Raw genomic sequence first — 16,890 nt, 5'->3', positions numbered from 1 at the left:
GCCCCACTCAACCCCACCTACGACGCACTCCAGTGGAACAGCGTCATCGCCACACTGGTGGCCAGGTTGTAACTGGACACCTGCGCCCGCATGGGCAGCGACACCAAGTGATCGCTGCGCCCCCGCACAGCCCCCGACAACCCGCTCCGCTCCGAGCCGAAGGCGAGAACCGCGTCGTCCGGAAGCTTCAGCCCCCGGATGTCCTCCCCCTCCGGATCGAGCGCGAACACCGGCCCGGCAGGCAGCTCGTCCACGGCCACCCGCTCCACGGCCGTGGCGAAGTGCAGCCCCGCCCCACCCCGCACGACCGTGGGGTGCCAGGGATCGAGCGGCCCGGTCGTGACGACCCCGGTCGCGCCGAACCCGGCCGCGAGCCGGATCACCGCCCCGGCATTGCCGAGGTTGCGCGGCTGGTCGAGGACGACCACGGGCGCCGTACGGGGCGTGCGGGCCAGCGCCCGCAGGTTGGCCTCGCGCGCCGGCCGCACCGCGAGCGCGGCCACCGCGGTCGGATGCGGACGCGGCACGAGCGCCCGGTACGCGGACTCCGGGACCTCCGCCAGGAGGCCGCCCAGCGCGTCCCGTACGTCCGGCGCGAGTTCGTCGGCGAGGGCGAGCACCGCCGCCCGGTCGGTGGTGACGGCCACCCGGACCTCGGCCCCGAAGCGCACCGCGTGCTTGAGGGCGTGGAAGCCGTCGAGCAGCACGGCGGTGTCGGCGAGCCGGTGCCAGGCGCTCACGGGCTCGGGGTCACGGGACGTCATGCCGTGAAGCCTACGTGCGGCTCCTCGGCCGTCTCCGCGGGGCGAGGATCCTCCTCGGCCGACCCCGGCGGCGTACGGCCGAGGCGCGGACGCCCGAAGCACGTGCGCGCGACGCGGGACGACAGCCGTCCACGCGCGCGTGCCAGGCGCCCACGCGCCCCCGTCGCCCATCCGCCGAGGCGGCGCAGGAAGGACGTCGGCAGGAAGACCGCGTCCGCGGCGATCATCGCGAGCGAGAAGAACGGCAGGCCCAGCACGAGGGCGATCACGGCGTGCTCGGTCATCATGGCCGCCAGCAGGACGTTCTTCACCCGCCGGTTGAACAGCGTGAACGGAAACGCGACCTGCGCGACCACCGTCCCGTACGTCACCAGCATGACCAGGGCGCCGCTCGACGACAGCAGGTCGGACAGGGCGGGCCAGGGGGAGAAGTAGTCCAGGTGCAGCGGGTAGTACACGGCCGTGCCGTCCTGCCAGCGCGAGCCCTGGATCTTGTACCAGCCGGCGGTCGCGTAGATCAGACACGCCTCGGCCATGATCACGAAGAGGGCCGCGTTGTGGACGAGGTTGGCGACGACGTCGAGGAAGACGCGCGGCTGGACGCTCCGGGTGTACCGGCCGGCCAGCCACCACAGGCCCTGGGCCGCCCACAGCCCCCAGTAGACCGTCCGCCAGCCGCCGAACACACCCCCGTCGATCTTCCCCGCGAGCGTGGCGGCCGCCAGAGCGAGGCCGAGCACGGCCCACAGGGCGACACCGACCCGGTCCGGGCGGGAACGCCCGTCACGCGCGCGTGCCCCCGCCGCCCGGCGCTCGCGCCGGGCGTCCAGCGACCACACCTGGCCGCAGCGTGTCAGGACCAGGTAGATCGCCATCAGGTGGATGACGTTGTCGCCGCCGTCCCCCATGAAGATGCTGCGGTTCTGGAGGGAGAGCACGCCGAGCAGGAAGAGCACCGACATGGTGCGGGTACGCCAGCCGAGCAGGAACAGGATGCTGGAGAGCACGGCGAGCGCGTAGACGGCCTCGAACCAGATTTGGCCGTCGGCCCACATCAGGGCCGTGAAGGCGTGGTTGCTCGCGGTGAGCTGCTGGGCGAGGTCCCAGCTCCAGGGTCCGTCGGGCCCGTACATCTCCTGTCGGTGCGGGAACTCCCGCAACAGGAAGAGCAGCCAGGTCCCGGCGAAACCTATGCGGATCACCGCGGTCTGATACGGCCCCAGGGCCCGGCCGGTGAGCCGGGAGACGCCCCGCGCCACCGCCCGGTCCAGACGCTGCTCCCGGTCGAACCGCCCCGCCCACCCGACCGGGGCACTGCCATGGTCCCTCGGGCTGTCGTGATCGCCCGTGCTGCCGGGGTCGCCCGGACTGTCGTGAGGGCGCACGCTGTCGTGGTCGCCCGGGCTGTCGTGGTCGCCCTGACTTTCATGGCTGCTCGCGCTGTCGTGGTCGCTCATCGGGCGCTCGCCGCCGTCCCCGTGGAGTTCGTGGGCCGCGTCCCGGCCGCCCGGTCGGTCTCCGACACCGGCCACCAGGGCAGCTTCCGCAGGACGGGCTTGTCGGACACCTGCTCGTCGCTCCACTCCGGCGGCGGCACATTACTGGTCCGCGAGCGGACCTGTACCTGCTGGACGACCGCGCCCGCGCCGCCCGCCTCCTCGCGGTCGAGGCGCAGGACCACGATCCGGCGCAGATAACGCTCGGAGAGGTCGCCGCGCAGGCCGTTCGGACGGTTCGCGTCGTCGTGCGTGGCCACGAAGAAGTCCCAGGCCCGGCGCAGCTCGTTCTGCTGTGTGTGGCTGGGCAGCAGGTTGCCGTCGATGGCCCGGCCGTCCATCGCGGAGAGGTCGTACCAGCGGGTCGTCCTGATGGCGCCGTCCGTGGCCTTCACCTCGGCGCGGACCTGGACCGCGATGTTCTGCTGCAGCGGGTTGGGGGCGAAGAGCTTCCAGTTCTGCTCGAACTCCGGGTAGACCCAGTCGTCGATCGTCCGCCCGTGCTGCTTGCTGACCGTGTTGGACGGCGCGACATGCAGGAACACCATGCCGAGGTGGACGCACGCGGCGACCACGACGAGTGCGAGTGCGAGCGCGGCGGCGATCTGGAAGGGGAGCGAGAGGGCGGCGATTCCCCCGGGCGGCGGGGCGGCCGTGGGCTCGCCCGGCACGGGCCGGGCGTTCGAGCCCTCGTCGTACGCGTCCATTGCGCCCCGTCTTTCCATGCCGCCGCATGCCTGTCGATGTCTGCCGATGTCTACCGATATGTGCCACATGCCTGCCGCAGGTCGCCGCCCGTCCCGCGACGGCCGCACCGGAACGGTACTCAGGCCCACCCGTCCGGCACAGCCCCAGGGGGCACAGCGGCCCCGGTCGTCCACAGCGGTGGACACCTTACGGCCCCGCCCCCCGGGCGGACCGACGGCACCGAACGATCGGTCGGCCACCCGCACGACCGGCGATCGGACCACCGCCGCCGTTCCCTTCTTGTAGAACCTGTTCTATCTTGACGCTCCGCCAGGCCGGCCCGGCGAGCGAACTGGGAGGACGGGACCGTGGACTTCACCTTCACCGAGGAACAGCAGGCGGCCGTGGAGGCGGCGAGGGGGGTCTTCGCGGGGGTCGCCCCGGACGGCGTGCCGAGCCCCGCGCTGACCGCGGGCGCCGTCGCGGACGACTTCGACCGCGCGCTGTGGACCCGGCTCGCCGACGCGGATGTGCTGAGCCTGCTGCTCGACGCCCGCCACGGCGGCGCCGGCCTGGACGCCGTGGCCCTGTGCCTGGTGCTGCGGGAGTCGGCGAAGGTACTCGCCCGGGTGCCTCTGCTGGAGAGCACGGCGGCCGCCGTCACCGTACAGACCTACGGCGGCGAGGACCTGCGGGCCGACCTGCTCGCACGGGCCGGCCGGGGCGAACTGGTGCTGACCGTCGCCGCGCACGGCCGCACCGGACACGACAGCGCCGAACTCGCCGTGTCCGCACGGCAGGAGGGCGACACATGGGTGCTGGACGGACTGCAGACGGCCGTCCCCTGGGCGCAGAACGCCGACTTCGTCCTCGTACCCGCGCTGAGCTCCGGTTCGGGCCGCTCCGTACTCGCCCTCGTACCGCACGGCCACCAGGGCGCCGCGCTCGCCGAGCAGATCTCGACGACCGGCGAACGGCTCGGCGAACTGCGCCTGGACTCCGTACGGCTTTCCGCCCGGCATGTCATCGACGCCGACGGCGCCTGGGCGTGGCTGCGGAACCTGCTGGCCACCGGCACGTGCGCGCTGGCGCTCGGGCTGGGTGAGCGCGTACTCGCCATGACGAGCGCATACACCGGCAAGCGGGAGCAGTTCGGCTTCCCGGTCGCCACGTTCCAGGCCGTCGCCATGCAGGCCGCCGACCGCTACATCGACCTGCGTGCCATGGAGGCGACCCTCTGGCAGGCCGCCTGGCGGATCAGCAGCGGGGCGGGCGGGGCGCTGCCCGCGTCCGGTGACGTGGCCGTCGCCAAGATCTGGGCCTCCGAGGGCGTACGCCGTGTCGCGCAGACCGCTCAGCATCTGCACGGCGGCTTCGGCGCGGACACCGACTACGCGCTGCACCGGTACCACGCCTGGGCCAAGCACCTGGAGCTGTCGCTCGGCCCGGCGGCGGCACATGAGGAGGCGCTCGGCGACCTGCTGGCGGCACACCCCCTGGGCTGAGGCTTCGCTACAGCACGAACCCCGGCTTGCCCTGCGTGTCCACCACCGGGCGCCCCTCCGCTGCCCAGACCTGCATGCCGCCGGCGACGTTCACCGCGTCGACGCCCTGCTGGTTCAGGTACATCGCGACCTGTGCCGACCGGCCGCCGGAGCGACAGATCACGTTGACCCTGCCGTCCTGCGGCGCCGCCTCGGTCAACTCGCCGTAGCGGGCCACGAATTCGCTGATGGGGATGTGCAGTGCCCCTTCGGCGTGACCGGCCTGCCACTCGTCGTCCTCCCGGACGTCCAGCAGGAAATCTCCGTCCGCGAGGTCCTTGACCTCGACCGTGGGCACACCAGCTCCAGAACTCATGGCCCCGACGCTACCCGACCGGCCCCGCGCACAGGGCCGCTCCGCCGGAGGTCGGCTCAGGCACCGCTGCCGAGCAGGCCCGCCAGCTCGGCCTCGCGCTCGCTCACCTGCGTCAGCAACTGCTCGGCGATCTCCTCGAGCAGCCGGTCGGGGTCGTCCGGAGCGATCCTGAGCATCCCGCCGATCGCGCTCTCCTCCAGTTCGCGGGCCACGAGCGCGAGCATTTCCTTGCGCTGGGCGAGCCACTCGAGACGGGCGTAGAGCTCCTCGCTGCGGCTCGGCCGCCACTCCTCGGGCACGGGTCCGGCGGCCCACTCCTCGGACAGCTCCCGCAGGAGGGCCTCGTCCCCGCGGCCGTAGGCCGCGTTGACGCGGGAGATGAACTCGTCGCGCCGCGCGCGCTCCGTGTCGTCCTGCGCCAGATCGGGGTGTGCCTTGCGGACGAGTTCCCGGTAGAGCTTGCGGGCCTCGTCGCTCGGCCGCACCCGCTGCGGCGGACGCACCGGCTGCTCGGTCAGCATGGCCGACGCCTCCGGGGACAGGCCGTCCGAGTCGAGCCAGTCGTGGAACAGCTCCTCGATGCCCGGCATCGGCATGACCCTGGCCCGGGCCTCCTGCGCCTTGCGCACGTCCTCCGGATCACCGGTGCTCGCGGCCCGCGCCTCGGCGATCTGCGCCTCCAGCTCGTCGAGCCGCGAGTACATCGGCCCGAGCCGCTGGTGGTGCAGCCGGGAGAAGTTCTCCACCTCGACGCGGAACGTCTCCACCGCGATCTCGAACTCGATCAACGCCTGCTCGGCCGCACGCACGGCCCGCTCCAGCCGCGCCTCGGGCCGCTCGGCCCCGTCACTCCCGCCCCCGGCCCCACCAGCGGCCCCGGCCTCCGCCTCGACACCCGACTCCGAGGACGACACGCCCGCATCGGACACCCTTGCACCGGACGCCTCCACGTCAGGCGCCTCCGTGCCGGGCGCTTCAACGCCGCCCGCCTCGGCGTCGACCGCTTCAGCATCACGTGCCCCTGTGCCGGGCCCCTCCACATCAGGCGACCCGACGTCACGCGCCTCCGCGCCGGACGCCTCAACGTCGCGCGCCTCCGCGTCGACCGCCTCGGCGTGACGCGCCCCCGTGCCAGGCGCCTCCACATCAGGCGCCTCAGCGTCACGCACCTCCGCCTCGGACGTCTCCTCGGTGCCCGACCCACCGGCGCGCGACGCACTGGCACCGCCGCCGGCGCCGACATCGGCACGCGATTCACCGGCGCCCGGCTCCGCGGAGGGCTCGGACGACGGCTCCGACGGCGGTTCGGACGGGGACTGCTCAGCTTCCGGGGTGGTCACCCGCCCAGCCTAGGCCACAGCCCCGTCAGCCACCGGAACCCGCCCGGACAAGGGCGGGCGCACCCTCCCGGTCGGAAACGAGGGCGTACGCCCTCCCCGGTCAGACGCCCAGCTCCCCCGCGATCCGTCCCGCGCGCACCGCCGTCACCAGTTCCGTATGGTCGGCCTCGGTCCGGTCCGCGTAGGCCACCGAGAAGTCGGCGATCGCCTCGTCCAGTTCCTCGTTCTTGCCGCAGTACCCCGCGACCAGCCGCGGATCGGCACTGTGGGCGTGGGCCCGCGCCAGCAGCGCCCCGGTCATCCGGGCGTAGTCGTCTATCTGGTCCGCGGCCAGCGCCGCGGGATCGACGCTGCCCTTGCGGTTGCGGAACTGCCGCACCTGGAAGGGGCGCCCCTCGACGGTGGTCCAGCCGAGGAGGTTGTCGCTGACGACCTGCATGCGCTTCTGGCCGAGGACGACCCGCCGGCCCTCGTGCTCGACCTGCGGCACCGGGAAGCCGACCGCGTCCAGATGCGGCACCAGGACGGACGCACGCGCCTCCTTCACCTGGAGGACGAGCGGCTCGTCACGGTGGTCGAGAAGCAGCACCACGTACGAGCGTGTGCCCACGCTGCCGGTGCCGACCACCCGGAAGGCGACGTCGTGCACCGCGTACCGCGCGAGGAGCGGGAGGCGGTCCGGGGAGAGCGTGCCCAGGTACTCCTCCAGCGCCAGCGCGACCGAGGTGGCCTCGCCGTCCGGGACGCGGCGCAGCACGGGCGGGGCGTCGACGAAGCGGCGTCCGCCGCCCTCGACGCTCTCCGTGGACTTGGCCGCGAACCGCCCGCTGGTGTTGCCCCGCGCCTTCTCCGAGACCCGCTCCAGCGTGCCGAGCAGGTCGTGGGCGTCGGCGTGCGAGACCAGCTCCTCGTCCGCGATGGCGTTCCACGCGTCCAGGGCCGGGAGCTTGGCGAGCAGCCGCATGGTGCGCCGGTAGGAGCCGGCGGTGAAGTGCGCGGCCGTGCGGCAGGTGTCCTCGTCCGCTCCCGCCTCACGCGCGGCGAGCACCAGCGAGGTCGCCAGCCGCTTGAGGTCCCACTCCCACGGCCCGTGCACCGTCTCGTCGAAGTCGTTCAGGTCCATGACGAGGCCGCCGCGCGCGTCCCCGTACAGGCCGAAGTTGCCGGCGTGCGCGTCGCCGCAGATCTGTGCGCCGATGCCCGACACGGGCGTACGCGCCAGGTCGTGGGCCATGAGGCCGGCCGAACCCCGCAGGAAGGCGAACGGTGTGGCCGCCATCCTGCCCACCCGTATCGGTGCGAGCTCGGGGAGACGGCCGCGGCTGGACTCCTCGACGGCCGTCACGGCGTCCGGGCGGCTGCCGCCCGTGTCGAGCGACGCGTGCGAGCCGCGCGGGACACGTGCCCGGATGGCCTTGCCCTCTTCCTTGGACGAGCCCTCGGCCGGCCACCGCGCGAACCCGCGCACCTCCGGAATCCGTACCGCTCCGGTCACCGCACCACCGGTCTCGCTCACCCGAACCGCCTCCGCCGCCGCCACACACGAACATCAATGCGTGACGACCGTACCCCCGGGCGTCGATGATCGTGAGCCCCTGTGGACAACTCCCCACCTGTGGAAAACATCCAGTTCAGCGCCGTGACCGTGGCCGTCGCTGCCACCGCCACCCCATCGCCCACCGAGGCTGTCCTCGTGGCCGCGGCCGCGGCCGCCCCCGGTGGCCCCGGCTACTTCCGGAACTCCTCCGGACAACGGCCGTCCGCGGACAGGTACTTCTCCGCCCACGCGCCCAGTTGCGTGAGCGCGGGCTCCAGCGCGGATCCGGCCTCCGTCAGCCGGTAGGAGACGCGCAGCGGCGGCCCCTCGTCGACCTCGCGCACCACCACTCCCACTCCGGCCAGTTCCGTGAGCCGGTCGGAGAGCATCCGCTCGCTGATTCCGGGGATGGCCCGGCGCAGGTCGGCGAAGTGCACGGGGGCGGGCAGCAGCACGGCCACGATCGGACCCGTCCAGCGCTTCCCGAGCACCTGGAAGACGCGGGTGATCCCGTCGTCGACCCGTCTGCACGACGCAGCGTCGTGGTTTTCCTGCACCGCCATGCCTTCAGGGTACTGGTCCGTCCGTATGGGGATGAAAAAAAGTAAGCTCCTGTGTTATTCATAGTGACGTACTAAAAAGCAGCCCCCTTCGGGCACCCTCATCTGGAGATCCCATGGCCACCCTGTTGCACCTGGACTCGTCCGTCCTTCCCGTCACGGCCTCGGCGTCCCGCGCCGTCACGGACGCCTTCCGCAAGGCATGGGAGGAGCAGCACCCGGAGGGCACGGTCATCTACCGCGACCTCTCCGCGCACCCTGTCCCGCACATCTCCGCCGACGCCCACAGCGCCGTCTTCGCCGATCCGTCGGAGCACACCCCGGAACAGGCCGCGGCCTTCGCCGCGCGTCTGCCGTTCATCGAGGAGCTGGAGCAGGCGGACGCCGTCCTGATCGGCGCGCCCATGTACAACTTCTCGATCCCGTCGACCCTCAAGGCGTGGCTGGACAACGTGATCGTCGTGGGCCGTACCGCGGGCGACACCCCCTCGGCCAAGGGCACCCCGGTCACCGTCGTGGCCAGCCGCGGCGGCGCCTACGGGCCCGGCACGCCCCGCGAGGGCTACGAGTACGTGCAGAACTACCTGCAGTCCGTTTTGCAGGACATGCTCGGCCTCGACGTCGAGTTCATCGTCCCGGAGCTCACGATGGCCGCGCAGGTCCCGGCGATGGCGGAGCTCGTCCCGCTCGCCGAGGCGTCCCGCTCCAAGGCCCTGGAGGACGCCGCCGCCCGGGGCAGGACCCTCGCCGAGCAGCTGACCTCGAACGCCGCCTGACGCCCCACCGCGCCGCATCGCACGGAATCACACGGACGCGCGCGCCCGCCGCCATCGCCCACCGGCGGCAGCGTCACCGGCGCGCGCATCCTGCCGAGTCTCCCAAGGCCGGACCGAGTCACCCCGAGGCGGCCGTCCGCCTCGTCCGCCCCTACGCCCCCGCCAGCCGGTTGATCCCCTCGGTCTCCAGCACCCGACCCCGCGTCCGATCCCGCACCCGATCCCGTTCGCCGGCCCCGTCCCGGGCCACCGCGATCATCGCGAGGCCGACCTGTTCGGTCGTGGTGATCCAGCGGGGCGCCATTTTCCGCAGCACGGGCAGCAGACGCCCGGTCAACAGGTAGACGACGCGGTACGCCCTCGTCTTGGACGTGATCCCGTGCAGCGGCTGGATGAGTCCCGGCCGGAACATGTAGGCGTCCACGCCGTCGAGCGCGAGCAGCGCGTTCTCCGTCTCCCCCTTGACCCGCGCCCACATCACCCGCCCGCGCGCGGAGCTGTCGGTCCCCTGCCCGGACACGTAACAGAAGGTCAGTCCCGGGCTCCGGGCGGCGAGGAAGCGGGCCACGGCGAGCGTGAGGTCGTACGTGACCTCGCGGTAGGCGGCCTCCTTCATACCGGCCGACGAGACGCCGAGACAGAAGAAGCAGGCGTCGTACCCGGAGAGTTCGTCCTCGAGCCCGGTGAGGTCCGTGAGGTCGGCCCGCACGACCTCGCGCAGTTTCGGATGCGTGACCCCGAGCGCCGTACGGCCGACCACGAGGACGCTCTCGACTGCCGCGTCCCGCAGGCACTCCCGCAGGACCCCGCGACCGACCATCCCGGTCGCCCCGAAGAGGATCACCTTCATCGAGCTCACTCCCGTCGCATGGTCCGGACCGGCAGACTACGACGTCCCGACCGTGAGATACCTCACCGTCGCGAGGCGCCGGTTCGACCGTCAGCCCAGGAACCGCCGGTCCAGGAGCCGCCGGTCCAGGAGCCGCCGGTCCGGGAGCGGCCGGTCCGGGAGTCGCCCTACAACGAGAAACGGGCCCCCACCAGAACCTTCGTTCTGGTGGAGACCCGTCTCCGGTGGTGCGCGAGGGGGGAGTTGAACCCCCACGCCCTTTCGGGCACTGGAACCTGAATCCAGCGCGTCTGCCTATTCCGCCACCCGCGCATTGGGTGTGTCGTCCGTGTCCCACCTGGTGGGTGAGCGCCTTCCGACATGCAGAAGATTAGCACGCTGGCCGGGTGGGATTCACATCCGTTTCCGAGGGCCCGCGGAGCACGGCGGCGGTCGCGCCGGCCTCCGCGCCACCCCGCCGCCACCCCGCCTCCACCAGCGGGACCGCCTCCCGTGGCACCCCGGATCCCACCGCTCCCACCTTCCACGTACCGAGCGGAACCGGTTCACGTATCAACCTCGTACCGGTCCCGGCCATCTCCCCATGAGGGGGCCGGGGTCCGCTGCCGGGTGCGGGACACTGTGGTGAGGCCGCCTCTACGATCCTCCCCATACGGACTGCCGCGGGGGAGTTCGAAGAGGAGCTTCGGCGGGAACTCCGGGAGGGGACTTCAGTGGGCGTCGACATCTGTCGACCGGGCCGACAGGGGGAACCAGCCGATTTCCCGGCGCGTGGATACGATCAGTAAGCAGTACCAGGGCAACGACGAAGGAGGAGGTGCCCCATGGGAGTCCTGAAGAAGTTCGAGCAACGTCTCGAAGGTCTGGTCAACGGCACCTTCGCCAAGGTGTTCAAGTCCGAGGTCCAGCCCGTGGAGATCGCGGGAGCGCTCCAACGCGAGTGCGACAACAACGCCACGATCTGGAACCGCGACCGGACCGTCGTCCCCAACGACTTCATCGTGGAGCTGAGCACGCCGGACTTCGAGCGTCTCAGCCCCTACTCGGGCCAGCTCGGCGACGAACTGGCCGGCATGGTGCGCGACTACGCCAAGCAGCAGCGCTACACCTTCATGGGCACCATCAAGGTCCATCTGGAGAAGGCCGACGACCTCGACACCGGCCTGTACCGGGTCCGCAGCCGTACGCTCGCCTCCTCCGCCAACCAACAGGCCGCCGGCCCGCAGGCCGGCATGCCCGAGCGCGCTCCCGCGGGCCCGCCCCCGGCGGCCGTCCGCGGCCAGGCCGGTGGCTACGGCTACCCGCCCGCGGCCGCTCCCCCCATGCCTGCCGCACCGCCGCCCGGCGGGCGTCCGGGAGCCGCACCCGCAGGCCAGCGGCCTGCCGCGGCCCCGCAGCCGGGTGGCCGCACCCGGCACTGGATCGAGGTCAACGGCACCCGCCACCAGATCTCCCGCCCGACGCTGGTACTGGGCCGCAGCACCGAGGCCGACGTGCGGATCGACGACCCCGGCGTCTCGCGCCGGCACTGCGAGATCCGGACCGGAACGCCCTCGACGATCCAGGATCTCGGGTCCACCAACGGCATCGTGGTGGACGGACAGCACACCACCCGCGCTACGCTCCGCGACGGCTCGCGGATCGTCGTGGGCAGCACCACCATCATTTACCGGCAAGCCGAAGGGTGAAGCGGGGGCAATGTCAGAGCTGACCCTCACGGTCATGCGGCTGGGTTTCCTGGCCGTACTGTGGCTGTTCGTGATCGTGGCCGTGCAGGTCATCCGCAGCGACCTGTTCGGAACGCGTGTCACACAGCGCGGGTCGCGCCGCGAAGCCCAGAGGCCGCAGCAGGCCGCGCGCCAGAGCGCGCCACCGCCGCAGCGCCAGCAGACGGCGGCCGGCGGCGGCGGCCGTCAGCGCCGCGGCGCTCCCACCAAGCTGGTCGTCTCCGAGGGCATCCTCACGGGCACGACCGTCGCCCTCCAGGGGCAGACCATCACGCTGGGCCGCGCACACGACAGCACCATCGTGCTGGACGACGACTACGCGTCCAGCAGGCATGCCAGGATCTACCCGGACCGGGACGGCCAGTGGATCGTCGAGGACCTCGGGTCCACCAACGGCACGTATCTCGACCGGAATCGACTGACGACCCCCACGCCCGTTCCGCTGGGCGCGCCGATCCGCATCGGCAAGACCGTCATCGAGCTGCGGAAGTAGTGCTACGTCATGAATGAGCGCGAGCGGAGCGAGCGAGCAGCGGCGGTCCCCACGACGGATCCCGGCGCGCTCCCGACCGGAGGGTGGGCACCGTGCGGATGTACCCGGAGCCGACGGGCGAGGTGCGCATGAGTCTGTCACTGCGCTTCGCCGCCGGATCGCACAAAGGCATGATCCGCGAGGGCAACGAGGACTCCGGTTACGCCGGGCCCCGGCTGCTCGCGATCGCCGACGGGATGGGCGGCCAGGCCGCCGGCGAGGTCGCCTCGTCCGAGGTCATCTCCACCATCGTGGCGCTCGACGACGACGTGCCCGGCTCCGACATCCTCACCTCGCTCGGCACGGCCGTGCAGCGCGCCAACGACCAGCTCAGGATGATGGTCGAGGAGGACCAGCAGCTGGAGGGCATGGGGACCACCCTCACCGCCCTCCTGTGGACGGGACAGCGGCTCGGCCTCGTACACGTCGGCGACTCGCGCGCCTACCTGCTGCGCGACGGTGTGCTGACGCAGATCACGCAGGACCACACATGGGTGCAGCGCCTCGTCGACGAGGGCCGCATCACGGAGGAGGAGGCGACCACCCACCCGCAGCGGTCCCTCCTGATGCGCGCGCTGGGCAGCGGCGACCACGTCGAGCCCGACCTCTCCATCCGTGAGGTCCGCGCCGGCGACCGGTACCTGATCTGCTCCGACGGGCTCTCCGGGGTCGTCTCCCATCAGACGATGGAGGACACCCTCGCCAGCTACCAGGGCCCCCAGGAGACCGTGCAGCAGCTCATCGAGCTCGCGCTGCGCGGCGGCGGCCCCGACAACATCACCGTCATCGTGGCCGACGTCCTCGACATCGACGGCGGCGACACCCTCGCCGGGCAGCTCTCCGACACCCCGGTCGTGGTGGGCGCGGTCGCCGAGAACCAGCTCCAGGCGCAGGACAACGGCGCCATGCAGACACCCGCCGGCCGCGCCTCCGGCCTCGGCCGCCAGGTGCCCGGACAGGGGGGTGGCGGCGAGTTCGGCCCGCCCGGCAGCGGCGACACCACCGGTTACGTACCCGCCGGCGGCTTCGGCGGCTACTCCGACGACGACTTCGTCAAACCGCGCTCCGGGCGGAAGTGGCTGAAGAGATCCCTCTACATCGTGCTCACGCTCGGCGTCATCGGCGGCGGGCTGTACGGCGGCTACCGCTGGACGCAGACGCAGTACTACGTGGGCGCCAACGACGAGCACGTCGCGCTGTACCGCGGCATCAGCCAGGACCTCGCCTGGGTCTCGCTCTCGAAGGTGGAGAAGGACTACCCGAAGATCGAACTCAAGTACCTGCCGCCGTACCAGCAGAAGCAGGTCAAGGCCACGATCGCCGAGGGCGGTCTGAGCGACGCCGAGTCGAAGATCGACGAGCTCGGGACGCAGGCGTCCGCGTGCAGGAAGGACGCCGACCGCCGCAAGGCGGACAGCGACAAGAACGCGCCGACCGGTGAGGGCGAGGCCGGCGGGGTCACGGGAACCACACGGACCTCCGTCGCGTCCAAGGCCACACCGTCGCCGACACCGACGGCGTCCTCACCGTCGGGGCAGCCGTCACCCAACCCGTCCGAGTCCACGACCGCACCCACTCCCACACCCGGCCCCAGCCTCTCCGACGAAGAGCAGAAGCTGGTCTCGCTGTGCGGTAAGCAGTAAGCAGCCGTGAGGGGCCCTGTCACACGATGAGCAGCACTTCCAACTCGCCGACGCATCACACGTCCACGATCGGCTCGATCGGCACGCCGAGCCGGCGCAACACCGAGCTCGCGCTGCTGGTGTTCGCCGTGGTCATCCCGGTGTTCGCCTACGCCAACGTCGGACTGGCCATCAACGGCTCGGTACCGCCGGGCCTGTTGAGCTACGGACTCGGGCTCGGCCTGCTCGCCGGCGTCGGCCATCTCGTCGTACGGAAGTTCGCACCGTACGCGGACCCGCTGATGCTGCCGCTGGCCACGCTCCTCAACGGCATCGGTCTGGTCGCCATCTGGCGTCTCGACCAGTCGAGACGGCTGCAGCAGGCCGCCAACTTCTTCGAGGCGGCCCCCCGGCAGCTGCTCAACTCCGCACTGGGCGTCGCCCTGTTCGTGGTCGTGCTGGTCTTCCTCAAGGACCACCGCGTCCTGCAGCGCTACACGTACATCTCCATGGTCGGCGCGGTGATCCTGCTGCTCCTGCCGCTGGTCCCGGGACTCGGAGAGAACGTCTACGGCGCGCGGATCTGGATCTCGATCCCCGGTCTCGGCACCATCCAGCCCGGTGAGTTCGCGAAGATCGTCCTGGCGGTCTTCTTCGCCGGCTACCTCATGGTGAAACGCGACGCCCTGGCCCTGGCCAGCCGCCGCTTCATGGGGCTCTACCTGCCGCGAGGCCGTGACCTCGGCCCGATCATCGTCGTCTGGGCCCTCTCCATCCTCATCCTGGTCTTCGAGACCGACCTCGGCACCTCCCTGCTGTTCTTCGGCATGTTCGTGATCATGCTGTACGTCGCCACCGAGCGGACCAGCTGGATCGTGTTCGGTCTGCTGATGTCCGCGGCCGGCGCCGTCGGCGTCGCCTCTTTCGAGTCGCACGTGCAGCAGCGCGTCCAGGCGTGGCTCGACCCGATGCGCGAGTACACGCTCAGCCAGCAGGGCGTCGCGGGCCACACCGAGCAGTCCATGCAGGCCCTGTGGGCCTTCGGCTCCGGCGGCACGCTCGGTACCGGACTCGGCCAGGGCGACTCCGACCTCATCGGCTTCGCCGCCAACTCCGACTTCATCCTCGCCACCTTCGGCGAGGAACTGGGCCTGGCAGGCGTGATGGCGATCCTGCTGATGTACGGCCTGATCGTGGAGCGCGGTGTCCGCACCGCCCTCGCCGCCCGTGACCCCTTCGGCAAGCTGCTCGCCATCGGCCTGTCCGGCGCCTTCGCGCTCCAGGTCTTCGTGGTCGCCGGCGGCGTCATGGGCCTGATCCCGCTGACCGGTATGACGATGCCCTTCCTGGCCTACGGAGGTTCCTCCGTCATCGCCAACTGGGCGCTCATCGGCATCCTGATCCGGATCAGCGACACCGCGCGCCGGCCCGCGCCGGCCCCCGCACCCAACCCCGACGCCGAGATGACCCAGGTGGTCCGACCGTGAACAAGCCCCTGCGCCGGATCGCGATCTTCTGCGGGCTGCTCGTCCTGGCCCTGCTCATCCGGGACAACTGGATCCAGTACGTCCAGGCGGACTCGCTGAAGGAGGACACCAAGAACCGACGCGTCGCCATCGCGCGCTACGCCACACCACGCGGCGACATCATCGTCGACGGCAACCCGATCACCGGGTCCACCAAGACGAGCGGTGACGACTTCAACGACTTCGAGTACAAGCGCACGTACAAGGACGGCGCGATGTGGGCCCCCGTCACGGGCTACGCCTCGCAGGCGTTCGGCGCCACCCAGCTGGAGAGCATCGAGGACGGCATCCTCACCGGCAACGACGACCGGCTCTTCTTCCGCCGCACCCTCGACATGATCACCGGCAAGAAGCAGGAGGGCGGCAACGTCGTCACGACGCTCAACGCCGCCGCGCAGAAGGCCGCGTACAACGGTCTGCTGAAGCAGGGCAAGGGTGCCGTCGCCGCGATCGACCCGGAGACCGGCGCGATCCTCGCCCTCGCCTCCACGCCCTCGTACGACCCCTCGACCTTCGCCGGGAACTCCACCAAGGTCGACGGCAAGGCGTGGGAGAAGCTCCAGAAGAAGAACAACCCCGACAACCCGATGCTCAACCGGGCGCTGCGCGAGATCTACCCGCCCGGCTCGACCTTCAAGGTCGTCACGGCCGCGGCCGCGCTCGAGAACAACGTCTACGACAGTGCCGACGAGAAGACCGACTCGCCCCTGCCGTACACCCTGCCGGACACCACCACCGAGCTGAAGAACGAGGGGAACATCCCCTGCAAGGACGCGACGCTCCGCGAGGCGCTGCGGGTGTCCTGCAACACCGTCTTCGGCAAGCTGGGCGTCGACGTCGGCAAGGAGGACATGCTGGAGCAGGCCAAGAAGTTCGGCTTCAACACCGAGCAGTTCGTGCCGATCCGCTCCAGCGCCTCCATCTTCCCCGAGAAGATGGACAGGCCGCAGACCGCGCTCAGCTCGATCGGCCAGTTCGAGACCGCCACGACTCCGCTGCAGATGGCCATGGTCGCCTCGGCCATCGCCAACGACGGCACGCTCATGAAGCCGTACATGGTCGACAAGCTCCAGGCGCCGAACCTCGACGTCATCGAGCAGACCGACCCCTCGGAGATGAGCGAGCCGCTGTCCGAGAAGAACGCCCAGATCCTTCAGTCGATGATGGAGACGGTCGTCAAGGAGGGCACCGGCACCAAGGGCCAGATCAACGAGAGCGGCGTCACCGTCGGCGGCAAGACCGGTACCGCCCAGCGTGGTGTCGACAACAGCGAGAACCCGTACGCGTGGTTCATCTCGTACGCGAAACTCGACGACGGCAGCTCTCCGGTCGCCGTCGCCGTGGTGGTCGAGGACGAGAGCGCCAACCGTGACGACATCTCCGGCGGTGGTCTCGCCGCTCCGATCGCGAGGGACGTGATGAAGGCAGTCATCGACAGCAAGAAGTGACCCCGCTCACGTCCCCCTCACATCGGTGCACGTTGCGATACCGGTCCTGTATCGGGTGACGGTTGTGGCCAGGTCAGTCAAGGCGGTCCGGGTACGGTATGCCCGGACAGCACACCGCCGGACCACACGTCGTGTGGTCAGGACCGTCGGAAAAGGCTGGTAGGT

Annotated in this window: 15 protein-coding genes and 1 tRNA gene; 7 read left to right on the top strand and 9 right to left on the bottom strand. The window is 71.0% G+C overall.

Annotated elements, in window-relative coordinates; translation table 11 throughout:
- Window positions 1–17 precede the first annotated feature (17 nt).
- From ACFYXC_RS17015 to ACFYXC_RS17005, 3 genes are read right to left on the bottom strand one after another with little or no spacing between them, the layout of a single operon-like run.
- A complete protein-coding gene (locus tag ACFYXC_RS17015) occupies window positions 18–764 on the bottom strand; it encodes a TrmH family RNA methyltransferase (RefSeq protein WP_389552116.1) in 747 nt (248 codons plus the stop codon).
- Window positions 761–2,296: an HTTM domain-containing protein gene (locus tag ACFYXC_RS17010; RefSeq protein ID WP_389552113.1), complete on the bottom strand. Its 1,536-nt coding sequence runs from the start codon at window positions 2,294–2,296 to the stop codon at window positions 761–763. Before ACFYXC_RS17010 ends, ACFYXC_RS17015 begins: the two co-directional genes overlap by 4 nt.
- On the bottom strand, window positions 2,218–2,967 hold the full coding sequence (locus ACFYXC_RS17005; protein WP_389552110.1) for a DUF5819 family protein: 750 nt from the start codon (window positions 2,965–2,967) through the stop codon (window positions 2,218–2,220). Before ACFYXC_RS17005 ends, ACFYXC_RS17010 begins: the two co-directional genes overlap by 79 nt.
- 348 nt (window positions 2,968–3,315) lie before the next feature.
- Between ACFYXC_RS17005 and ACFYXC_RS17000 the strand changes: the two genes are divergently transcribed.
- Complete coding sequence (locus ACFYXC_RS17000; protein ID WP_389552107.1) at window positions 3,316–4,452, top strand: acyl-CoA dehydrogenase family protein; 1,137 nt, start codon at window positions 3,316–3,318, stop codon at window positions 4,450–4,452.
- Between the two features lie 7 nt (window positions 4,453–4,459).
- Here the strand turns inward: ACFYXC_RS17000 and ACFYXC_RS16995 are convergent, their stop codons facing one another.
- From ACFYXC_RS16995 to ACFYXC_RS16980, 4 genes are all read right to left on the bottom strand, one after another.
- Entirely contained in the window at window positions 4,460–4,789 is a 330-nt protein-coding gene (locus ACFYXC_RS16995; protein ID WP_388917959.1) for a rhodanese-like domain-containing protein, read from the bottom strand.
- A gap of 74 nt (window positions 4,790–4,863) precedes the next feature.
- Window positions 4,864–5,628: a J domain-containing protein gene (locus tag ACFYXC_RS16990; protein WP_389552821.1), complete on the bottom strand. Its 765-nt coding sequence runs from the start codon at window positions 5,626–5,628 to the stop codon at window positions 4,864–4,866.
- Between the two features lie 619 nt (window positions 5,629–6,247).
- Window positions 6,248–7,663: a DUF2252 domain-containing protein gene (locus tag ACFYXC_RS16985; protein WP_389552105.1), complete on the bottom strand. Its 1,416-nt coding sequence runs from the start codon at window positions 7,661–7,663 to the stop codon at window positions 6,248–6,250.
- Window positions 7,664–7,875: 212 nt separating this feature from the next.
- A complete protein-coding gene (locus ACFYXC_RS16980; protein ID WP_389552102.1) occupies window positions 7,876–8,247 on the bottom strand; it encodes a winged helix-turn-helix transcriptional regulator in 372 nt (123 codons plus the stop codon).
- A 113-nt stretch (window positions 8,248–8,360) separates the two neighbouring features.
- Between ACFYXC_RS16980 and ACFYXC_RS16975 the strand changes: the two genes are divergently transcribed.
- Window positions 8,361–9,020, top strand: a complete 660-nt coding sequence (locus ACFYXC_RS16975) for an FMN-dependent NADH-azoreductase (protein WP_389552099.1) — start codon at window positions 8,361–8,363, stop codon at window positions 9,018–9,020.
- Window positions 9,021–9,171: 151 nt separating this feature from the next.
- Here ACFYXC_RS16975 and ACFYXC_RS16970 read toward each other — a convergent pair whose 3' ends face one another.
- Both ACFYXC_RS16970 and ACFYXC_RS16965 read right to left on the bottom strand, forming a co-directional pair.
- Window positions 9,172–9,870 carry an NAD(P)H-binding protein gene (locus ACFYXC_RS16970; RefSeq protein WP_389552818.1) on the bottom strand — a complete coding sequence of 233 codons (699 nt, stop codon included), beginning with the start codon at window positions 9,868–9,870 and terminating at the stop codon, window positions 9,172–9,174.
- 225 nt (window positions 9,871–10,095) lie between these two features.
- Window positions 10,096–10,182, bottom strand: a tRNA-Leu gene (locus ACFYXC_RS16965).
- A 512-nt stretch (window positions 10,183–10,694) separates the two neighbouring features.
- Between ACFYXC_RS16965 and ACFYXC_RS16960 the strand changes: the two genes are divergently transcribed.
- The 5 genes from ACFYXC_RS16960 to ACFYXC_RS16940 all read left to right on the top strand — a co-directional run bounded on the left by ACFYXC_RS16960 (window position 10,695) and on the right by ACFYXC_RS16940 (window position 16,725).
- A complete protein-coding gene (locus ACFYXC_RS16960; protein WP_388917504.1) occupies window positions 10,695–11,558 on the top strand; it encodes an FhaA domain-containing protein in 864 nt (287 codons plus the stop codon).
- A 10-nt stretch (window positions 11,559–11,568) separates the two neighbouring features.
- On the top strand, window positions 11,569–12,090 hold the full coding sequence (locus ACFYXC_RS16955; protein WP_388917501.1) for an FHA domain-containing protein: 522 nt from the start codon (window positions 11,569–11,571) through the stop codon (window positions 12,088–12,090).
- A 98-nt stretch (window positions 12,091–12,188) separates the two neighbouring features.
- Window positions 12,189–13,772, top strand: a complete 1,584-nt coding sequence (locus ACFYXC_RS16950) for a Stp1/IreP family PP2C-type Ser/Thr phosphatase (protein WP_388917953.1) — start codon at window positions 12,189–12,191, stop codon at window positions 13,770–13,772.
- A 26-nt stretch (window positions 13,773–13,798) separates the two neighbouring features.
- On the top strand, window positions 13,799–15,238 hold the full coding sequence (locus ACFYXC_RS16945) for an FtsW/RodA/SpoVE family cell cycle protein (RefSeq protein WP_388917498.1): 1,440 nt from the start codon (window positions 13,799–13,801) through the stop codon (window positions 15,236–15,238).
- A complete protein-coding gene (locus ACFYXC_RS16940) occupies window positions 15,235–16,725 on the top strand; it encodes a peptidoglycan D,D-transpeptidase FtsI family protein (RefSeq protein WP_389552094.1) in 1,491 nt (496 codons plus the stop codon). Before ACFYXC_RS16945 ends, ACFYXC_RS16940 begins: the two co-directional genes overlap by 4 nt.
- The last annotated feature ends 165 nt before the right edge of the window (window positions 16,726–16,890 follow it).

It is taken from the genome of Streptomyces sp. NPDC002701 (assembly GCF_042889045.1).
Lineage (GTDB): Bacteria > Actinomycetota > Actinomycetes > Streptomycetales > Streptomycetaceae > Streptomyces.
Note: the sequence above shows the minus strand (reverse complement) of the source record. Positions and strands in the feature narration are given on the sequence as shown.